Annotated in this window: 19 protein-coding genes; 15 read left to right on the top strand and 4 right to left on the bottom strand. The window is 43.6% G+C overall.

Translation table 11 applies throughout. The features are described 5' to 3' along the window. Positions 1-46: 46 nt before the first annotated feature. From ACODJP_RS04570 to ACODJP_RS04545, 6 genes are all read left to right on the top strand, one after another. Positions 47-1,561, top strand: coding sequence for a sugar ABC transporter ATP-binding protein (locus ACODJP_RS04570; RefSeq protein WP_422478958.1), 1,515 nt, complete (start codon positions 47-49; stop codon positions 1,559-1,561). After that, positions 1,558-2,529: an ABC transporter permease gene (locus ACODJP_RS04565; RefSeq protein ID WP_422478956.1), complete on the top strand. Its 972-nt coding sequence runs from the start codon at positions 1,558-1,560 to the stop codon at positions 2,527-2,529. The genes ACODJP_RS04570 and ACODJP_RS04565 overlap by 4 nt, the downstream gene beginning before the upstream one ends. Before the next feature lie 10 nt (positions 2,530-2,539). After that, positions 2,540-2,914: a sensory rhodopsin transducer gene (locus ACODJP_RS04560; protein WP_422478954.1), complete on the top strand. Its 375-nt coding sequence runs from the start codon at positions 2,540-2,542 to the stop codon at positions 2,912-2,914. A gap of 16 nt (positions 2,915-2,930) precedes the next feature. Beyond that, positions 2,931-3,722 (top strand): SDR family NAD(P)-dependent oxidoreductase, encoded by a 792-nt coding sequence (locus tag ACODJP_RS04555; protein WP_422478952.1) that lies wholly within the window; start codon positions 2,931-2,933, stop codon positions 3,720-3,722. A gap of 9 nt (positions 3,723-3,731) precedes the next feature. Next, positions 3,732-4,796 (top strand): zinc-binding dehydrogenase, encoded by a 1,065-nt coding sequence (locus tag ACODJP_RS04550; RefSeq protein WP_422478950.1) that lies wholly within the window; start codon positions 3,732-3,734, stop codon positions 4,794-4,796. 120 nt (positions 4,797-4,916) lie between these two features. After that, the gene (locus ACODJP_RS04545) at positions 4,917-5,933 is read left to right on the top strand and encodes a LacI family DNA-binding transcriptional regulator (protein ID WP_422478948.1); all 1,017 of its coding nucleotides are present in this window, start codon (positions 4,917-4,919) and stop codon (positions 5,931-5,933) included. Here ACODJP_RS04545 and ACODJP_RS04540 read toward each other — a convergent pair. Continuing rightward, positions 5,911-6,927, bottom strand: coding sequence for a LacI family DNA-binding transcriptional regulator (locus ACODJP_RS04540; protein ID WP_422478946.1), 1,017 nt, complete (start codon positions 6,925-6,927; stop codon positions 5,911-5,913). The two genes, ACODJP_RS04545 and ACODJP_RS04540, sit on opposite strands and share 23 nt — an antisense overlap. A 220-nt stretch (positions 6,928-7,147) precedes the next feature. Between ACODJP_RS04540 and ACODJP_RS04535 the strand changes: the two genes are divergently transcribed. The 6 genes from ACODJP_RS04535 to ACODJP_RS04510 all read left to right on the top strand — a co-directional run bounded on the left by ACODJP_RS04535 (position 7,148) and on the right by ACODJP_RS04510 (position 13,751). Next, positions 7,148-8,104, top strand: coding sequence for a sugar ABC transporter substrate-binding protein (locus ACODJP_RS04535; RefSeq protein WP_422478944.1), 957 nt, complete (start codon positions 7,148-7,150; stop codon positions 8,102-8,104). 80 nt (positions 8,105-8,184) lie between these two features. Next, on the top strand, positions 8,185-9,666 hold the full coding sequence (locus ACODJP_RS04530; protein WP_422478942.1) for a sugar ABC transporter ATP-binding protein: 1,482 nt from the start codon (positions 8,185-8,187) through the stop codon (positions 9,664-9,666). A gap of 13 nt (positions 9,667-9,679) precedes the next feature. Next, complete coding sequence (locus ACODJP_RS04525) at positions 9,680-10,630, top strand: ABC transporter permease (RefSeq protein ID WP_422478940.1); 951 nt, start codon at positions 9,680-9,682, stop codon at positions 10,628-10,630. Positions 10,631-10,663: 33 nt separating this feature from the next. Continuing rightward, positions 10,664-11,335, top strand: a complete 672-nt coding sequence (locus ACODJP_RS04520) for a D-lyxose/D-mannose family sugar isomerase (RefSeq protein WP_422478938.1) — start codon at positions 10,664-10,666, stop codon at positions 11,333-11,335. A 12-nt stretch (positions 11,336-11,347) separates the two neighbouring features. Then, a complete protein-coding gene (locus tag ACODJP_RS04515; RefSeq protein WP_422478936.1) occupies positions 11,348-12,244 on the top strand; it encodes a class II fructose-bisphosphate aldolase in 897 nt (298 codons plus the stop codon). Between the two features lie 4 nt (positions 12,245-12,248). After that, positions 12,249-13,751: an FGGY-family carbohydrate kinase gene (locus ACODJP_RS04510; RefSeq protein ID WP_422478934.1), complete on the top strand. Its 1,503-nt coding sequence runs from the start codon at positions 12,249-12,251 to the stop codon at positions 13,749-13,751. A gap of 85 nt (positions 13,752-13,836) precedes the next feature. Here ACODJP_RS04510 and ACODJP_RS04505 read toward each other — a convergent pair whose 3' ends face one another. The 3 genes from ACODJP_RS04505 to ACODJP_RS04495 form a co-directional block, all read right to left on the bottom strand. Beyond that, the gene (locus ACODJP_RS04505; protein ID WP_422478932.1) at positions 13,837-14,844 is read right to left on the bottom strand and encodes an ABC transporter permease; all 1,008 of its coding nucleotides are present in this window, start codon (positions 14,842-14,844) and stop codon (positions 13,837-13,839) included. Positions 14,845-14,869: 25 nt separating this feature from the next. Next, the gene (locus ACODJP_RS04500; protein WP_422478930.1) at positions 14,870-16,369 is read right to left on the bottom strand and encodes a sugar ABC transporter ATP-binding protein; all 1,500 of its coding nucleotides are present in this window, start codon (positions 16,367-16,369) and stop codon (positions 14,870-14,872) included. A 90-nt stretch (positions 16,370-16,459) separates the two neighbouring features. After that, entirely contained in the window at positions 16,460-17,395 is a 936-nt protein-coding gene (locus tag ACODJP_RS04495) for a sugar ABC transporter substrate-binding protein (RefSeq protein ID WP_422478928.1), read from the bottom strand. Positions 17,396-17,631: 236 nt separating this feature from the next. Here ACODJP_RS04495 and ACODJP_RS04490 point away from each other — a divergent pair, with 236 nt between their 5' ends. From ACODJP_RS04490 to ACODJP_RS04480, 3 genes are read left to right on the top strand one after another with little or no spacing between them, the layout of a single operon-like run. Further along, positions 17,632-18,936: a sensor histidine kinase gene (locus ACODJP_RS04490; RefSeq protein ID WP_422478926.1), complete on the top strand. Its 1,305-nt coding sequence runs from the start codon at positions 17,632-17,634 to the stop codon at positions 18,934-18,936. Then, positions 18,933-19,616, top strand: a complete 684-nt coding sequence (locus tag ACODJP_RS04485) for a response regulator (protein WP_422478924.1) — start codon at positions 18,933-18,935, stop codon at positions 19,614-19,616. The genes ACODJP_RS04490 and ACODJP_RS04485 overlap by 4 nt, the downstream gene beginning before the upstream one ends. After that, a complete protein-coding gene (locus tag ACODJP_RS04480; protein ID WP_422478922.1) occupies positions 19,609-20,958 on the top strand; it encodes an ABC transporter substrate-binding protein in 1,350 nt (449 codons plus the stop codon). Before ACODJP_RS04485 ends, ACODJP_RS04480 begins: the two co-directional genes overlap by 8 nt. The last annotated feature ends 37 nt before the right edge of the window (positions 20,959-20,995 follow it).

Raw genomic sequence — 20,995 nt, 5'->3', positions numbered from 1 at the left:
ACGATTTATTTATAATGAATACTGCTATTAAAAAGGAATAGTTCTTGTGAGTAACAAAATAGCTCTCCAGATGTCCGGAATCAGCAAGCGCTTTGTTGGGGTTCAAGCCCTCGATAAAGTCGACCTGACTGTCAATGAGGCTGAGATTCATGCATTGCTCGGAGAAAACGGAGCTGGAAAATCTACATTGATGAAAATCTTGTCTGGAGCCTATACAAGAGATGAAGGAGTTATTCAACTATTTGGTTCTCCAGTAGAAATCCAGAACCCTAAACATGCTGAGACACTCGGAATTAGTATTATATATCAAGAATTGAACTTAATTCCCCATTTGACTGTCGCGGAAAATATTTTTCTCGGTCGTCATAAGATGAAGAATAAATTACATATTGATTGGAAGCGGATCCATGATGAGGCTGGGAAATTGCTTAGAGATCTTGAGGTAGACCTTGATCCACAGACCAAGGTCGGTACTTTGGGAATCGCCCGACAACAGATGGTAGAAGTGGCCAAGGCACTCTCACTCAGTGCCAAAATTATCATTATGGATGAACCAACTGCACCTTTGACCGATAGAGAGACCGATAATTTATTCAAGATGGTACGGAAACTCAAAGCAAATGGAGTAACTGTTATCTATATTTCCCATAGGCTTGAAGAAATTATCGCTCTGTGTGATCAAGCTACAATCATGAGAGACGGAAAGACTATAATAAAGGTTCCCGTTCATGAAACATCAATAGATGAGATCATAAAATATATGGTTGGTCGTGAATTAAAGGAAAAGTTTCCAAGAGTTACAAAATCTATCGGAGAAGAGGTTTTTTCTGTTACTAGTTTGACTTCTGAAAAGATTCGAGATGTCTCATTCTCTGTTAAAGAGGGAGAGATCTTAGGTTTTGGTGGACTTGTCGGTTCTGGGAGAACCGAAACTGCACGTGCGATTTTCGGATTGGATAAAAAGTTGTCTGGAACTATCAGAATCAGAGATAAACAACTTGAAATCAAGACTCCAAAAGATGCGATTTCTGCTGGTATTGGTTTTGTTACAGAAGATAGAAAGGCAGAAGGGTTAGTCTTATCTATGAATGTGCGTGAAAATGTATCCCTTGCTTCTCTGAAGCAACTGTCCAAAGGAATACAACTAATGTTACGAAAAGAACGGGATATCGCAGAAGACTATGTTGATAAACTCAATATTAAAACGCCTACGATTGAGCAGCTATCAAGAAATCTTTCTGGAGGGAATCAGCAAAAAGTCGTATTGGCAAAATGGTTGATGTCAAAGAGTGATGTCCTGATTTTCGATGAGCCGACAAGAGGAATTGATGTAGGCGCGAAGATCGAAGTCTACAATATCATCAATACTCTCGCTAAAGCAGGTAGAGCTATTATCGTTATCAGCTCTGAGATTCCTGAGTTGCTCGGTATTTGTGATCGAATTCTCGTTATGGCACGAGGAAAGAAAACCGGAGAGCTATCGATAAATGAAGCAACTCAGGAAAAGATTATGACTCTAGCGACAGATTCAGAAAAACATGTGAAGGGTTGGGCACAATGAAAAAGAACGTAAAAAATATCTTCCAATTAGGGCATTTCAACAATACCAGTAATATTTTTGGCATTCTGATTGCATTCATTATTATGAGTCTGGTCCTATCTATTGCGACCAGTAGCTTTCTAAGACCGGCAAATTTATTAAATGTTCTCCAACAGATCTCAATAAATTTTACCTTGGCGATTGGCATGTCTTTTATCATTTTGCTTGGTGGAATTGACTTATCAGTTGGATCAAATGTTGCTTTGAGTGGTCTTGTTATGGCAATTCTCATGAAACAGATGATGCTTCCTGTTTGGTTGAGTATTGTAGTAGGGATTCTTGTAGCTTGTTTTATCGGATTCTTGAATGGTTTTTTCATCACCTTCTTCAGTCTTCCACCATTTATTGCCACATTGGGCATGATGTCTATAGCAAGAGGATTGGCATATACAATCACTGCCGGTCAACCGGTATATACGTTTCCTCCAGCATTCACAGCAATTACAGGTCGAATTTGGGGAATACCGCTTGTGACGATTCTCATTATGTTGTTTCTATTTTTAATAGCCTCATATGTTCTCCGATATACACCATATGGGAGGTCTTTCTATGCTATAGGTGGAAACCGAAGTTGTGCAAACCTGTCGGGAATAAGTGTCAAAAAGATTGAAGCTTCGGCTTATGTCCTTAGCGGTTTCTGTTGTGGAGTCGCAGCGACTATCCTGACATCACGATTGGATTCTGCAGTTCCTACTAATGCGGAAGGTTCTGAATTGGACGCAATTGCTGCTGTTGTCATTGGTGGCATTTCGATGAGTGGAGGTGAAGGTTCAGTTTCTGGGACACTCATTGGTGCATTAATTATCGGTGTCATAGCAAATGGAATGAATCTTCTCTATGTTCCTCAAGGTGCCCAAAGAGTTGTGAAAGGTCTGATTATCTTACTCGCAGTAATAATCGATGTACTACGTCGCCGAAAGAAGGATTGAAGGATTTTATATGAAGGAATTAGGACATACATTTTGGGTGATACCCGATATGTACATGAAGAGTGATGTGCAGTCTGGAAAAGTACCTTCACATGAGAGTGTTAGTATCTTCAATTCAGGAGAAGTGACAGCTTTAGTAACAGTTACATTGGTATATGGGACAACTGGCGATTCTCGTGAACTTTCTCCATTTAATGTTTATCCTTTCCAGTCAATGCAATTGAGGATGGATAAATTGGAAAAATGGGGAATTGAGGTTCCAAGAAACTCTCCCTATTCGGCAATTATTAGAAGTTCGCGAAAAGTTGTAGTTGAATATGCTCGATTAAATTGGATTGATGGATTATATCAATCGTTCGGATTAATTCCTTACGGCGAAGATTAATATAGAGGAGTAACATATGACAGGGAAAAGAGTAGCTATAGTCACCGGTGGAACTCGGGGGATGGGGCAGGCAATCAGTCTGAGATTGGCAAAAGACGGAAATATTATTATTGCAGTGTATCGTTCCCATAAAGAACAGGCAGAAAAGACGCTTGAACTATTAAAGAAGGTTTCGCCGGAATCAGGAATTTATAAATGCGATCTCAATGATGAGAAAGCTGCTGCTAGTATGGTAGATGACATTGCCCAACAATTTGGCAGACTCGATATTCTCGTGAATAATGCAGGGATCTTTGACTTTAAGTTTTTAGAGGAGATGGATGGAGTTTATCTTCAAAAGGTCTTGGATGGAAACTTCAAGAGTCAATTCTATATGATGAGGGCTGTGGTTCCACACATGAAAAAGAATCACTATGGGCGAATCGCAAATGCTTCATCGATTTCGGGTAACTTTAGTGATGTAGGCCTGATCGCTTACGCAGCTAGCAAAGCGTGTGTGAATATGATGACCAAGATAAGTTCTGCTGAACTAGCTCCCTACCAAATAACGGTAAATGCGTATGCTCCTGGTATCATACATACCGATATGACAGACGCAATGATTCAAGAGAGAGGAGAAATTCAAGTAAAACAGATATCCTTGAATAGATTTGGAACCGGTGAAGATGTCGCATCTTTAGTCGGGTTTCTGGTCTCTCCAGAAGCAGGCTATGTGACAGGTGAGATTATTGGTGTCGATGGTGGTTTTTTCAAGGTTCAAAATGCTTATCGGGCATATGAATACGTAGAAGAAAATAAGAATAAGTGAGGTGGAAATATGAAAGGAACTATGAAGGCATTACGATCCTATGCCCCTTTTGATTATCGGTATGAGGACGTTCCAATTCCTACAGCTAGGTCTGGTGAAATACTTCTACGCGTGAAAGGTTGTGGAATTTGTGCCGGCGATATCAAATCTTTTCACGGAGGGATCCGAATTTGGGGTACCGATGAAAGCAATCGGTATATTGACGCCCCGGTTATTGGCGGGCATGAGTTTTATGGAGAAGTTGTTGAATTAGGGGAGGGTGTTCAAGATTTTAAAATTGGAGACATGGTAGTTACAGAACAAATTGTTCCCTGTGATGAATGTGAGTTTTGTCGTGCCGGAAAATATTGGATGTGCGTTGGTTCAGCAGTATACGGTTTTAAAGAACATGCTCAAGGTGGCTTTGCCGAGTATGTACTGCTGAACAGTCATAGTCGGACACATAAATTGCCTGATGGATTTTCTCCAGAACAGTCGGTAATGGTTGAACCTATCGCTTGTGGCATGCACGCTGTCGAGCTTGCCCAGATCGCCCATTCCGATGTAGTTGTAATTGCGGGATTAGGAGCAATAGGATCGGCTATTGTAAACATGGCGAAATTGGATCTACCAAAATTGATTATTGGAATCGATATCAAGCAACATAGATTGGATCTAGGAGAAAAATTTGGCGCAGATGTTGTTTTGAATGCTACTGAATGTGATGTAGTCCAAGAGATCAAAAAGCTAACAAATGGGATGGGCTGTGATGTCTATATCGAAGCTTCAGGTAGCCCAAAAAGTGTAACTCAAGGGCTTGAAGCTCTTAAAAATCATGGAAGATTCGTACAAATGGGAGTCTTTGCCGAGGAGGTGAAGGCTGACTGGAATGTTATCGGGGATGGAAAGGAACTACATATTATTGGCTCTCATCTTTCGGCTCTGACCTATCCTGCTGTAATAGAGGGGATTAGGACAGGAATGATCAAAACAGACGGGCTCATCAGCCATTCTTTCGCTATGAAGGACTGGGATAAAGCGTTCGATGAGGCAGAGAAAAACCCTGATGCAATGAAGATTATGTTGGTTCCATAACTTTCACAAGACATCCCAATTGAACGAGTAGACCGTATTAACATAGGAACAATAGGAATACGGTCTACTTTACCTCAGCTTTGATAATAGGGTATTATTGCGTGTTAATAAGGAATTCATGTGGCTGTTATAAAAGATGTAGCGAAACTCGCGGGAGTTTCAACAAGTACGGTATCCAAGTATCTGAATAATCCAAGTTCTTTGCGCGAGAAGAATCGGCTGTCAATCGAAAATGCCATTGAGAAGCTGAACTACTCTCCCAATATTTTTGCACGACATCTTCGTGTACAGAATTCCCACACTATCGCGGTAATTGCTCAAGAGATCACAAACCCTTTTCATGCAAAGTTATATAATTCTATCAGGAAAGTAGCTCTACAAGAGAAATATTCAGTAATACTTTATTCGATTAATGATGTGGATGGCAATTTGACTACACTTCTGGATTCCATGCCAATTAATTACTTCAGCGGGATTATTGTGTGCTATTTCCACGATATGGATAAATCTGTGGATTTTGCTCTCTCGAACAAAGCCCTTCCTTTTGTAATTATGAGTAATGTTCCTTACTATGGCAACTCTTCCAACATCAGGATAGTCTTTGGGGATTTCGGTGTCGGTATAGAAAAGATAACCGACTATATAGTCGGTCTGGGTAAGAAAAGTATAGCATACGTAGGTTGTATGACAAGATTTCCTGAAAATGAGCCGAAATTTTGCGGCTTCAAACGTGCTATGGATAAAGTTGGACTTGAACCCCATAGCGTTGTCAGATTACATAAGGAATATAAGGCCGAAACAGGTTATGAGTCTGCAAGGATAATCATGCAGCAAGAAGTGAAGCCCGATGCAATCTTAGTGGATAATGATATTATGGCGATGGGAGTCTTGCGGTACTTGGAAGATAATAATATAAGGATCCCAGAGGATATAATCGTTACAGGATTTGACGATATATCAATGGCTTCTTATTATTGTCCATCCTTGACGACTGCACACGTTCCTATAGAAGAAATGAGCACGAAAGCATTCAAGCTATTGCTTGATATGATGGAAGGGAAGCCTTCAGATAGTGAGATTCCTAGATTCATTCCCGAAGTAGTAATTCGAGAAACTACGACCTCTTCATCCCAGTAGTGTGACGGACGATCAACTCGGGCTGAACGAAAATCTGTTCAAGAGGTTTTTTAGGTTGTTTGATTCTCTGTAATAATAGGTCTACACTTCTCGAAGCAATCTCTTTGATATCCTGTTTCACTGTTGTTAGCGGCTTTTCTAGCAGCGATGCATACATGACATCGTCATATCCTGCGATGGAAATGTCATTTGGAACAAATAGATTCATATCCTCAGCTGCTTTCTTTGCTCCAAGAGCAAGTACGTCGTTGATAGCAATAATCGCATCAGGTAAATTTTTCTCTTGAAGAATTCTCCGAGAGGTTTGGTATCCTTCAAAAAAGACAGGTTGACTACATCTTGAGATATCCTTCGCATCTGGTTTTAGGTTAGCCTCTGAGAAAGCATCATAGTACCCTTTTAGTCGCTCTTTATTGATTGGAGCTTGTTCGTCGGCTCCTATAAGATAGGTGATTCTTCTATGCCCAAGCTCAAGAAGATATTTTGTTAGCAAATAGCTTCCTTTTGCGTAATCAGTCAATACTCTATCCGAATCAAACTCAGGATAATAGGAAACCGAGAATAATATAGGTACATTGTTTTTTCGATAGGCTTGGAACATTGAGTAATCTTCGGGAATTCTTTGTGTAGGAACGACGATTACACCATCTACCTTTCGGTTCAGAAAGACTTCAAGCGCTTCATTTTCTTTTTCAAAATCATCGTCACTTGTTGAAACAATTAATGAATAGCCTCTGTTCCTTGCTGCAACGCTAATATGGTGTACAAGACTACCAAAAAAGGGGTTTTCGATATCAGTAATCAATAAACCGATTGTACTCGTTTTCTTCAGTGCAAGGCTTCTCGCAATTGAATTTGGGATATACCCCATTTCTTTTGCAATTTTAAGTACTTTCTCGCGGGTGTTTTTATTAACTCCAGGGCGGTTATTTATTACTAATGATACCGTCGCTTCAGAGCATTGGGCTTTTCTAGCAACATCTTTTAATGTCATGTTTAATCCTTAAAATTTAATGCGTTTCAAATTATGAGGAATATTTTTATATCTGTCAATAAAAACTAAAAATAATACTCTAAATTATATTAATGTATGCATTAGCAAATGCCTTCGAAACGTTTCTTATCTCTATCAGAAAGATTTTTATTGACAAATCCATGAGCTGATGGTTCAATAAACTAAAGCGCTTTAAAAGATATCATATAGGAGGTATCAAATGAAAAAAAGGATTCTGTTCGTGTCGTTGATTGTCATAATCTGTTCGCTGTTTCCATTAGCTGCACAAGGTGGAGAAGAGGCTGAGCCTCAAATGCGTTTTGCTTTCTCAATCATGCAATTGGATAACCCGTACTTTATCGCAGTCAAACAAGGATTTGAGGATCGTTGTGAGGAATTGGGAGTTGAATCCATTATCGTGGATGCTCGTTACGACGTAGCTAAGCAGGTGAGCGATGTTGAAAACTTAATCATGCAAGGTGTCGACGGTATGATGATTGCACCGATTGACCAAAATGCACTACAACCATTGGTTGAAACTGCAAAGTCACAAGGGATCGCAGTTGTTGCCGAGGCTCAACCAATCGATAACGCCCACGGCATGCATATTGTCAATGAGTACGAATATGGTGTGGCTATTGGAACCAATGCAGCAAAATGGATTAACGAAAAGCTCGGCGGCAAAGCTGAAGTAATCATAATCAGCCAGGATAATGTAGAACCCGTGATTCAACGTGGAAACGGTATAGAAGACACAATCCTAAAATTGGCACCTAAATCTGTTATCGTAGCCAGACAAGCTGGTGATACACCTGAATTGGGAATGAAGATTGTCGAAAGCGTCCTTCAGACCCATCCAAATGTAAAAGTTATCACCGGAAACAATGATTCGGGCGCATTGGGCGGTTATGAGGCTGTTAAGGCACTAGGAAAAGCCACCGACGACTTCTATGTCGGAGGAGGAGATGCAACGGCAGAGGCATTGGCTAAAATGAAAGAGCCCAATTCTGTCTATAGGGCAACTGTCGACATCCTTCCTTATGAGACTGGTTCTGCTGTCGCCGATATGTTATATAGATTCAAGACAGAAGGTTTCCCGGAAGAACAAGAAGTTGTGTACTTCCCCATGTCACCAGTCTGGCAAGAAGATGTTATCAGTGGTGCTTACAGCAATTAAGTAGTTTCAAACTAATTTGTGCCGGGTGGAGAACGCTCCATCCTGGCACATCGCTTCATTGGTTGGTATGGGGAGAGACTATGGCCCGAGAATTATTGCAAATACAGAATCTAGAAAAAAACTATGGGGGTGTACATGCTCTCAGCGGAGTGTCATTTTCCATCAAGAAAGGGGAGACCCATGCATTAGTGGGAGAAAATGGGGCTGGCAAATCTACCTTGATAAAAATCCTTACTGGTGCGGAAATTCCAACAGCTGGCTCGATAGAATTCGATGGTACAACGTATGGAAGAATGGAACCAAAACAAGCATTGGATTTGGGCATCGTTGCAATTTATCAGGAACTGAATCTTATTCCATTCCTTTCTGTATCTGAAAATATCTTTTTCGGTTGTGAAATGATGAAAGGGTTATTTCGAGATACAGCGTCCATGAAAGCTGAGACAGTGAAATTGTGTTCGGAAATGGGTGTGGAGATTGATCCCGACCGGAAAATCCATGAACTGGGAATGGCTTACAAGCAAATAGTAGAGATTGTAAAAGCCATTTCGAAAAATGCCAAATTACTCATCATGGATGAACCCACGGCTCCTCTTACAGATACGGAGACCGAGGCTCTCTTTGAAATCGTAAGAAAATTGAAAGATCGTGGTGTTACCATCATTTTCATCACCCATAGGTTGGATGAAATCTTTACGGTTTGTGATCGTGTGACTGTGATGCGTGATGGTCTATACATCGATACACTACAGATTGAAGATACTGACAAGAACCATATCATGGAATTGATGGTCGGTAGGGAACTGTTTGATGATTATCCCAAACGGAAAGCTTTAATCGGTAAAGCAGTTCTTGAAGTAGAAGGCCTTTCAAATAGACATGTTGATGATGTCTCCTTCACTTTGCATGCTGGAGAGATATTGGGCTTCGGAGGACTTGTAGGAGCAGGAAGGACTGAAATGGCTTTGGCTCTTTTCGGAGTGGATAAGATTGATAAGGCTGCAATAACATTGAATGGAAAAAAATTATTGATAGATTCGCCAGAAAAAGCTTTAGCCAATGGGATTGGATTGATTCCAGAGGATCGAAAAAATCAAGGATTGGTATTATCCCTTCCCGTTGGAGTCAACATTTCGTTCAGTATCTTAAAACGATTGTCAAAATTATTGATGATTAGGGAATCTGAGGAACAGGAAGTATGCAATTCATTGAAAGACGATCTACAGATCAAAACACCTGATTTAAAGAATTTAGCAAAAAATCTGAGTGGCGGAAATCAACAAAAGGTTGTGCTCGCAAAATATCTCGCTACAGAATGTGAAATCTTGATATTTGACGAACCTACAAGAGGTATTGATGTCGGCGCTAAGCAAGAAATCTATAATCTGATGCGCAAGCTAACTGAAATGAATAAAAGTATCATCATGATTTCTTCAGAGATGCCAGAGCTCATAGGAATGTCTGATCGCATTCTCGTCATGAAGAATGGGAAAATTAATGGTGAATTACAGAAGTCCGAATTCTCACAAAAGAAGATTTTGGCCTATGCGTCACAAGAATAAACAGAGGGTTGAAATGGATAAAAAAACAATACAGCGAATGCTTTCCAATTATGGAATCTTAATGGTCTTGATAGTACTTTTCGTGTTCTTTTCAATTACTTCACCAAATTTTTTAAGACCGATGAATCTATTCAATATTCTGCGCCAAGTTTCGATTGTGGGAATAAGTGCTGTCGGAATGACTATGGTGCTGTTGACTGGTGGAATCGATCTTTCAGTTGGTTCGATAATTGGAGTAGCGGGTGTGGGTACAGCTGAATTGATGTTGATGGGAATCCATCCAGTCTTAGCTTGTTTGGTTATGTTGATTGTAAGTGGTTTGATTGGTATGTTGAATGGATTCTTCATCAATAGGATGGACGTTCCTCCTCTTATCACTACGTTGGGCATGATGACCAGTCTACGAGGATTAGCCTATATCATCACCGGAGGCTTACCGGTTTTCGGTTTTGTCGCCACCTTTGCCAAGTTGGGACAAGGATACGTCTGGATTATTCCCATTCCTGTGATTGTGATGGTAGTAATATTTATCTTTGGTATCTTGTTGCTTGTGAAAACTCGCTTCGGTAGGTATATTTATGGTGTTGGGGGAAACGAAGAGGCAACCCGGTTATCCGGTGTCAATATCAAGCGTGTCAAATACCTTGTCTATGGAATGAGTGGATTCTTGTCTGGACTGGCAGGTATTATCTTGCTCTCAAGGATCAATAGCGGTCAACCGAAAGCTGGGCAGGGGTACGAGATGGATATCATCACAGCGGTCGTTCTTGGTGGTGTCAGTATCAGTGGTGGGGAAGGGCGGTTGAGCATGGTAATCATCGGTGTACTCATCATGGGTGTACTTACAAATGGTATGATAATGATGAATGTCAATGACTATGTGCAACAACTGGTCAAAGGATTGGTGTTGATAGCTGCTGTGTCTTTTGATCGATATCAAGCTAGGAAGAGTATCAATAATTGATTCAAATGATAAAAATTCTTGGAGGAAAATAATATGAAAAGATCAGAAATCAATGCAATTATCGACGATTCGATCGAGTTCATCGAATCCCATGGATTCAAGTTACCCCCATTTGTCCGATGGACTCCAGCGGACTGGGAAAAAATGAAGGCGACAAGCCAGGAGATCAAGGACAATATGCTCGGTTGGGATATCACCGATTTCGGTAGTGGCGAATTCGGACGACGCGGTCTTATTATGTTGACTCTCCGCAATGGGAACCAGCACGATAAGAAAAAATATCCAAAGCCGTACGCAGAGAAGCTGCTTATCTCCGATGAAGATCAGGAGACACCGATCCATTTCCACTGGTCTAAGATGGAAGACATCATCAATAGGGGTGGGGGAGATCTCATCGTAGAGTTGTGGAATTCTGATGCCGATGAGAACAAGATCGATACCGATGTACAGGTGAGTATCGATGGCACGGTACATACCTTCAAAGCGGGTGAGAAAGTGACTATACGTCCGGGTGAGAGCATCAGTTTAGTGCCAGGATTGTACCACCGATTCTATGGCAAGGAAGGTACGGGTCGTGTATTGTTGGGTGAAGTCAGCTCTGTGAACGACGACAATGTCGACAACAGATTCTTTGAGGAATTACCCCGTTTCCCCGAAATAGAAGAAGATGTAGCTGCACGTTATGTGCTTATCACTGAATATTAGGAGTCTTACAGAATGAATGACATCAAAAGAATCATGGAAACCGCTTACGAGAAGCATATCATTATCCCGGCCTTCAATATGCCCCATCTGCCAATGATGAAACCGGTAGTAGAGGCGCTCCGAGAGAAGGATGCCTTCGCCCTTATTGCTGTTGCGAGACTGGAGTGGATGAAATTCTCCTCCAAGAGTATCGAGGCGGTTGCAGAGGAATATGCAAGAGTAGGGGATGCAGCGGTTACCCGACTTCATCTGGATCATGTTCCTGTCATAGACGAAGATCATTTGGAAGTGCCATATATGAGCGATATCAAGCGGGCTATCGATGCTGGATTCCAATCGGTCATGGTCGATGGTTCTCGCTTGAATCTCCAAGATAACATCAATGCAGTTAAAGAAGTCACTACCTATGCGCATAGCAAGGGAGTACCCGTTGAAGCTGAACTTGGAGCAGTGATGGGACACGAAGATGGTCCCATGCCGAGCTACGAGGAATTGTTTTCAACCGGAAAAGGTTTTACCAATGTCGAAGAGGCGAAGACTTTCGTGAAAGAGACCTCCTTGGATTGGCTCAGTGTGGCAGTCGGATCCGTTCATGGCGCAATTAGCCCCTCTGCCCGAGATAAGAAAAAAGTTACCGCACGGTTGCACATGGGGAGGCTAGCGGAGTTGGATGAAGCTCTCGGACTTCCGCTCGTACTGCACGGTGGATCGGGCATCGCTCTCTCCTATCTCTTGGATTCCTTTAAACACGGAATAGCGAAGTTGAATATTGGAACCGATATCCGACAAGCGTATGAATCCAACCTGACCGAATCGGTTGAAGCTGCCCAAAAAGCAGTTTACAAACGAGTGTTGGAAATTGTAGATGAATTGCAAATCGCCAATAGTGCTAGGTTCTTAATAGGGTAATCGTATGAGTTTGATGGGAATAGATATCGGCTCTTCCCGCTGTAAGGCAGCGGTATATACAACTGATGGACAATTGGTTTCAGCAACCGAATCTGCGTACGAGGTGAAGCGGGCAGAGGATGGTAGATTCGAACTCGATTGTTTTGCGGTAGAACATGCGTTATATACAGCAATCAGTGAAGCTGCCGATCGTAGCCGATGGGAACAGCGGTTCGTAGGCGATACCATCCAAGCAATCTCTGTAGGTTCGTTTGGAGAGGCCATGGTTCCTCTCGATCGAGATGGCAATATTCTTGGCCCAAGTATTTTCAGCCATGATCAACGGAGAAAAGAGACAGTATCCCGTCTGGAGGACTTCGGAGTTGACAATTTCTATCGGATAAACGGCAATATCCTCGGTTACAGCTATACCTTTCCAAAACTCGTCTGGTATCAGGAGGATGCTCCTGAGCTGCATGAGAAGATCTGGAAAGTCCTCTCATGGGCAGATTTCCTCGTGTATCGCCTATCCGGTAATGCCGCCACAAACTACTGCCACGCCAATAGGACACTGTTATTCGATCTTTGGAAGGAACGGTGGTCACCTGAATTGTTGGAAGCAGGGGGAATCGATGGCCGTATACTCGCCGAGGTAGTACCTCCGTCGACCGATATGGGGACAATCCTTCCCGATATGGCCACAAAATTAGGGCTGTCGAAGGATGTTCGCATCATCGTCGGTGGTCATGACCAGTGCATCAATGCCGTAGGCGCCGGTGCAGTGCATGGAGGAGATTCGGTAACCGGAATCGGAACAGTGGAGTGTACCACCGTAATATTCGATGGTATTCCCGATCCTCAGATGATGCTCTCACTCAATCTTGGGATAGAGCACCATGTCGTGGAGGGTAAATATGTCGCATTTATCCACAATCAGGCGGGCGCATTACAGACTTGGTTTTTGAAAGCATTCACCACAGAGTTGATGGCAAAAGGACTCTCCGAGAAGCAGATTCTGGATATCCTTACCAATGAGGCTCCAAATGAGCCGACAAATGCGATTTTCCTCCCCTTTGTAGAACCCTCGGGAGCACCTCTCTTCCTGCCTTCAGGAAATGGAGTGTATAGCGGGATTGGTGCAACCACGGGGAGGGGAGAACTCTATCGTGCATTGTTGGAGGGAGAGACCATGTTCTTCCTCGATGCATTCGAAAAACTGCATAAGCACGGGATCGTAATACATGACATTCTTGCTACTGGAGGGGGCAGCCGCTCTGACCTTTGGCTCCAGATTAAGGCCGATATGCTGCAAAGACCAGTCCGCAGGGCTCGTTATAGGGAGTCGGGAACAGCAGGAGCGGCTATAACCGCTGGTATTGCAAGCGGTATCTACTCCTCTGTGGATGAAGCTGTCCAGGCATTCAAAGGTACCGATAGGGACTTCATCCCCAATCCTCAGTTTGCAGCGCGTTACAACTCCTTATTCACACGTTATCGAGAGCTCGTAGAGCGAGTCCTACTCACCTGACTCCAACAGAGATTCTAAGGAGAGCACATAAAAAACAGGACCGGGAGAAAACTCCTAGTCCTGTGCTTTAATAAGTAGCTACGGTTCAGTTGGATTTTTTACCCTTCTTGAGGAAGTCTACATAGACAGCTATGAGGATAACCACACCCTTTACGATGTACTGCCAGAAGGAGTTGATTCCCAAAAGATTCAGTCCATTGCTCAGAACACCGATTATCAGAGCACCTATGACCGTACCACCAATTTTTCCTACACCACCGCTCATACTAGTTCCGCCAAGTACAACAGCTGCGATTGCATCCATTTCAGCACCTTGTCCTGCGGTTGGCTGACCACTGAACATACGGGAGGCTAGAACAATACCGGCAATAGCGGACATGAGCCCACTAAAGAGGTAGGCGAAGAAGAGTACCCGACTATTTTTAATACCGGAGAATTTGGCGGCGACAGGATTGCCTCCGACTGCATAGATATGTCGTCCAAGCCGAGACTTCGACATAATCAATATCGATATGATTACAATAATGATCAGGTAGATGATCGGCATTGGTATCTCACCAACATAACCGGAACCGATGAAGTTGAATGAGTCACTCATGACACGGATGGGTTGTCCACCGGTGTAGACGTATGAGGCTCCACGGGCGATATTCATAGTCGATAGCGTGACGATGAAAGGTGGAATTGTCGTTTTTGAGATCAAAAATCCATTGAAAGCTCCAACAACCACACCAACCAAAATTCCGGCTATTACCGCAACAACCAGTGATTGTCCTGAGAATGCGATCATACCGCCGGTAACTACGCCCGAGAGAGCCATAGTTGATCCAACAGAAAGGTCGATACCACCGAGGATAATAACCATAGTCATCGCACAAGCGATGTAGAGGTTGGTTGCAACCTGACGAAGAACATTCAGGATGTTGTTCTTAGAGAGAAATACCGGGGAGAAGATCGTCAAGATTACACAAAGGATGAGCAATCCAATTAGAATACCCAGATTCTCCCGCCCAAAATTATATAGGGGATTATGTTTTAGATTAAACTTTCTTTCAGCTTTGCTAGACGCTGCAACAGTGGTCTTTTCATTCATGGTCTATGGTCCTCCGCTCTTTGGTTCAGGTTGTGACAAATTGTGTCGCGTGGTGCATGATCTTTTCCTGCGTCAGACCCTCACGGGAGAGACAGCCGGTGATCCTACCGTTACTCATGACAACCACCCTATCGCTCATATTGATGACCTCGGGCAATTCGGATGAGATCATGATGATCGCAACGCCCTCTTTCACCAGTTCATTCATGATGGAATAGATTTCTGCTTTCGCACCGACATCGACACCACGGGTAGGTTCGTCGAGAATCAGAATCTTCGGTTTTGTGGCTAACCATCGGCCAATAACTACCTTCTGTTGATTGCCACCCGATAAATTCCCCACTACCTGTTTGTAAGAAGGGGTTTTTATCGCCATCTTGTCGACATATTCCCGCGTAATCTCATCTTCCTTCGCATTGTCTACACGAATTCCATGGATGAATTCCTCCAAGGCTTTAATGGTGATATTGTATTTCACCGTCTGGTCTAAAAACAAAGCCTCGCGCTTTCGACTCTCGGGAACAAGTGCGATGCCATGTTTCATGGCCTCCTCAGGATTCTTAATAACCACCGGTTCTCCATTGAGGACTATCTCTCCCGATTCGAAGGGGTCGACACCGAATATGCATTTCATTACTTCACTGCGTCCTGCACCAACAAGACCGGCGAAGCCGAGGATCTCACCACTGAACAGGTGGAATGAGACATCCTTGAGCAATCGGCCATCGCTGAGATTCTTAACCTCAAGGACTTTCTCAGTAGGATTACCGAATGTCCTGGTATAGTAATTGGTCAGTTGGCGACCTACCATCATGGCTATTAATTCATCGTTTGTCGTGGCATGGGTATCTTTCGTACCGATATATTCACCATCGCGGATAACCGTGATCTTATCGGCAATCTGCTTGAGTTCACTCATACGGTGTGATATGTAGATGATCCCTACATTTGACTTCTTCAACTTGCGGATATTGTCGAATAGGAAGTCGACATCCTTCTCCGATAGAGAGGAGGTCGGCTCATCCATGACTAGTATCTTCGCATTGAATGAGAGGGCTTTAATGATTTCCACCATCTGTTGCTGGGCGATTGTCAGATTGCTGATTTCCTCGTCCGGTCGAATATCGAGCTCGAACGAATCGAGCAATGCTTTCGCATCGTCGTTCATTTTCTTGAAATCAACAAACCGTCCCGATTTCTTGGGTTCCCTGCCGAGATAGATATTCTCTGCAACAGTCATATGTGGTACCAAGACCAATTCCTGGTGTATGACACTGATACCATACTTCTGCGCATCGTGTACCGAGTTGATATTCACCAACTCTCCATCTATGACGATCTCTCCCTCATCTCTCGTATAAATTCCGCCCAATATCTTGATCAGAGTCGATTTGCCGGCTCCATTCTCACCCAACAATGCATGGACCTCCCCAGCTTTCAGCTGAAGGGAGACATCCTTGAGCGCCAAGACTCCAGGGAATTCTTTACGGATATTTTTCATTTCCAAAAGAATTTGTTCACTCACCTGGGCTAATCCTCCACTAGTAATATTCGTCGAAAGGGGCCGAGTCTAGAATAGCCCGGCCCCATGTGGATTGTACAGTAGTAACTGCTCTTACTGCCAGCCGTCGGTACCATATTCGTCGACATTGTCGGCGTTGATCAGGAAGGTCTGGACAGGAACGCGTTCGTCATAGGGTTCGTCATTGAGGACCTTGTAGGCCAACTTGACGGACTCGACACCAATGCTGATCGGGCTCTGTGCACCGCTACCAACGAATTGGCCACCACTTGCAATCTCAGCCTTTGCTTCAGGAGATCCATCGACACCGTAGATGAGGATTTCGGTGCGGTTTGCTGCCTTACAAGCGGCGAGTGCACCAAGTGCTGTAGGATCGTTTCCACCCATGATTGCGTCAATCTGAGGATGAGCCTGGAGAATGTCTTCTGTGATTCTCATGGAAGTGGGGAGGTCACCCTTTGCATCCTGCTGAGCAAGAATGGTGAAACCCTTACCTTCAATGGCTTCCATGAATCCAGTGATACGGTCATTAACAGAGTTCATGGTAGGACTATCGAGAACAACGATATTTCCGCCATTGGGGAAGCGCTTGACTAAGTCAGCACCACAAACATAACCGGCGTTCTTGTTGTCGGAACCGGCATAAGCGGTGACATATTCCATATCCTTAACTTCTGTGTCGAAGTTAATGATGGGGATGTCAGCATCTTTCAAAGCTACCAATGCGGGGCGGATTCCTTCCCAGTCAACAGGGTTCAGGAAGATCGCGTCGATTCCCTGGGTGATCAAGTCTTCAATCTGGTTGATCTGCTTGATGACATCCATAGCAGGGTCCATGGTGATCAATTTGTCGCCATTAGCTTCAACTTCATCACGAATAGACTGCTCGAGAATGATGAAGAACGGGTTGTTCATCGTCATACAGGTGTAACCGAACGTGTATCCGCTGTCGGCTTCTTTTCCGCCCTGAGCGAATACGGATCCCAATGCGATGATCAGGATCAAGCTTACCATCAATGCTTTTTTCATAGTTCCTCCAATGAAATGGTGATATGGTGAGGGCAAGACTGGTACCGCTGTCTTTCCCTCATCCACATTCTATCCGCTCAAAATTTGGGACGCAAACAGTTTATTGTCACTACTTTTATGACAATTGTCATTATAAGTGATTACGGATGTGATATTCCGATAACACCTACAGTGCAGATCATTTCAGTATTCGTGCTTTACAATGAAACAGTGGTGCGATATCGTACAATACAACCATGGACAAACCTCTCGGATACGTATATGCCAGCATCCTCGTGTTGAATCTCGCCATTGTGAGTCTATTCTCTTTGGTCATGTACCAAACTACGTTCCTTGTTTGTGATGCTGACCAAGCGAGAAATTTTCTTGAACAGGCAAGGTATCTTCCCCACGTACCATGGCATGTTCCTGTCTATGCTATATCGAGTTTTCTCCTGCTGACTTGTTCTGGTTTGGTTAAGAGACGGATTAGTGAGTCGCAACCGGTGTTAACCTTTATGCTCTTCCTTTTGGATATCGCACTTACTTTTTTTATAGCCTATAATCTCAATTTCTCATATAAAGGTCTTTTTCTCTTTCTCGGTGTGGGAGCCTTTTTCTTTATTGCGAATCTTCCACTCAGATATCTAGCCATCGCTTTGGTTATGCTCGGTTATATCTTCAGTGACTTCGATATTATCTCGGTCCGGTGGAACCTCGTCTCTTTACAGGATTATATCGGTTTCTATGGAACCAGTGCCCAAATCCCACTGTATAGTATCCGTAGCACACTCGAATCACTCAATCTCATGATGGTAATCCTCTTTTTTCAGTTCCTTATCCAGAGCAAGATTCGGGAAAACAAAGAGTTCATCAAGGTGAACAATGAACTTTCGGACAAATTGCACCAGCTCGAGATTCTACAGGGAAAACTGGAAGAGTCTGCCCGTCTTAAGGAAAGAAACCGTCTGGCACACGAGATCCATGATATCCTCGGGCATTCACTGACCAGCATCTCCACCGGGCTTGAAGCCTGTATAGAACTCTCTCGTGCAGCAACGGGAGAACTCCATCGACGTCTGGTGAAGATAAAAAGCGTTACTGACAAAGGTCTTACCGATATTCGTCGTTCGGTACGAGAACTTAAAAGCGATGCTATCGAGAAATCCTCATTGCTCAGCGCAGTACAGGATCTTATTAATGATGCGAATGCTCTAGGGGATAGGAGCGTGGGTTTCATTATCATAGGCAATGCGGTAGGTATGGAAGATGATGAGGAGCAGACCGTCTATCGTCTGGTGCAAGAGAGTTTGACCAATTCATTCAAGCATTCTGCAAGCAAGAAGATCGATGTGACACTTCACTATACTAAGCAACAGTTGTCGGTCATTATTGCCGATGACGGAAAAGGTTGTGCAAAGGTTGTCAAACATTTTGGATTGGAACATATCGAAGAACAGATTGCACTTCTTGGTGGGAAGGTCCATTTCGATACAGGGGAGAACCAGGGTTTCAGGACCTTTGCGACCATCCCACTACGCAAAGGAGGGCAACATTCGTGATAACCGTATTGATTGCCGATGATCAGGAGCTTATCAGGGAGAGCTTGGAATTGCTTATCAGCAGCGATAGTCGATTCCAGGTAGTGGGTACGGCCAAGGATGGACGACAAGTGGTTGAAATGGCTCTCCGCCTGAGGCCAAATGTAATTCTCATGGACATCCGTATGCCCGAGATAAATGGCATCGAGTGCGTACGATTGATCAAACAACAGGATTGCTCGATCAAGATCATCATGCTCACCACCTTCGATGATGACCAATATGTCTACGATGCGGTAAAGAACTGTGCCGATGGATTCTTGCTCAAAGGTATTTCCAAGAGCGACCTGTTATCCAGTATTGTGACCGTCCACAGTGGCGGGACCAGTGTAGATCCACAGACTGCCCAGAAGATCTTTAGCCTCTTCGGGCGGTTGGCTAACTCACCATTTTGCACCTTGCAGGAATCGGACGAACAATTCAAATCGCTCTCTAGTCAGGAGTTGAGAATTATGCAACTGATAGGGAAGGGCTATTCGAACAAGGAGATCATGCAAGATGTGAACTTCTCCGAGGGTACAGTGCGTAATTATATCAGTAATATTCTCAAGAAGCTCGATCTCCGCGATCGAACCCAGATTGCGATATTTGCCATTCAATCCGGGCTCATGCTTAAAAATCTGGAGTCCATGGATGTCTGAACAACCTTTCTCCAGAAGATGGAAAATCTGGTTTATCCCTGCCATACTCCTCTTCGCGATACTATTACTCGTAGGGGTTTCCTGCTATAGGAGCAATACGGTAGTCCTAGAGTTGGCACTCTATTCGGGTAATAGCTGGGGCGTTCCTCAGAACTTCGCCTATGCAATCTACGACAAGGCTGTAGAGATGTTTGAAGAACAGTATGCCGATAGAGGCTATCGCGTGGTTCTTCGAACCGGTACCATGTACAAGGATTACTCGGAATGGTTCGCCCAGCTGGTCTTGAAGGGTAAAGAACCCGACATATTCCTCATTATCGAAGAGGATTTTACCACCTATGCGGCTATCGGATTATTGGAACCTTTGGATAAATACATAGAAAAGAGTGACCTCAGTCCCGATGTGTTCTTCAGTAATGCGCTTGAAGCAGGCCAGTACCAGGGATCGCAATATTCTGTCCCTATAGGAATCGTCCCCTCATTTTTAATCGTTAACAATGATCTGATAGAATCGTTGGGGTTGGAGCTCGACCTCTCCAGGTGGACATGGCAGCAATTCTATGAGATCTGTGAACAGATCACTGAAGACCTCGATGGAGATGGTGCTCCTGACCGCTTCGGAGTGGAGGGCTATGACTGGCACCACGCCTTCTATACAAACGATAACACCCTTTTCAATGCAGATAGCACCAAAGCTGGTTTCAATGCTGAGAGGATGGCACAGATGCTGAGCTTCCTAAAGGATATGCATGCATTGAATCAAGGTGTTCTGGTAAGGGAGGGGATGTTCGAGGATGGTAAGGTAGGCTTTAAGACCTTCAATCTCTCCGAATTCCGAGTCTATGGAAGCTATCCCTATAGGATTCTTCGATACGATGAATTCGATTGGGAAGCTATACCCTTTCCCTATGGACCCCATGGCAGTAGTAAAAGCAAACTCTATACCGTCCAGTTGGGCATGAGTAGTAGAAGTCGTCACAAGGATGTTGCCTTCGAATTTCTCAAATACATCTCCAGTGACGAGGCCTTCCAGTACCAGATATGGGAGTATTCAAACATGCTTCCGGTAAGTCGTACCGTGTTCGACCGTATTTACAAATCGGGTATTATGCAGAGGGATGGAATGCGTTCGTTGGATCGTGATTTCATCGAATCGGTGATCGCGAACTCTTATATCGACCCCGACTTCAAAAAGTATCCAGTAATCGATGAATATATTACACAGAGGATTTTCACTTTGATAGCACAGGATGAGGATATCGCCAAAGGAGTGGGCAACCTTAGCCAACTCATAAACGAGTTGCTTGAGGACGAATATTCGGTTCGAACCCAGAGCCGCTGATAAAAAGGTGCTTGTCCCACAAGGCGATTCACATTAC

Origin of the sequence: Pleomorphochaeta sp. DL1XJH-081, from assembly GCF_049310885.1 — a bacterium.
Lineage (GTDB): Bacteria > Spirochaetota > Spirochaetia > Sphaerochaetales > Sphaerochaetaceae > CAYZJV01.
Note: the sequence above shows the minus strand (reverse complement) of the source record. Positions and strands in the feature narration are given on the sequence as shown.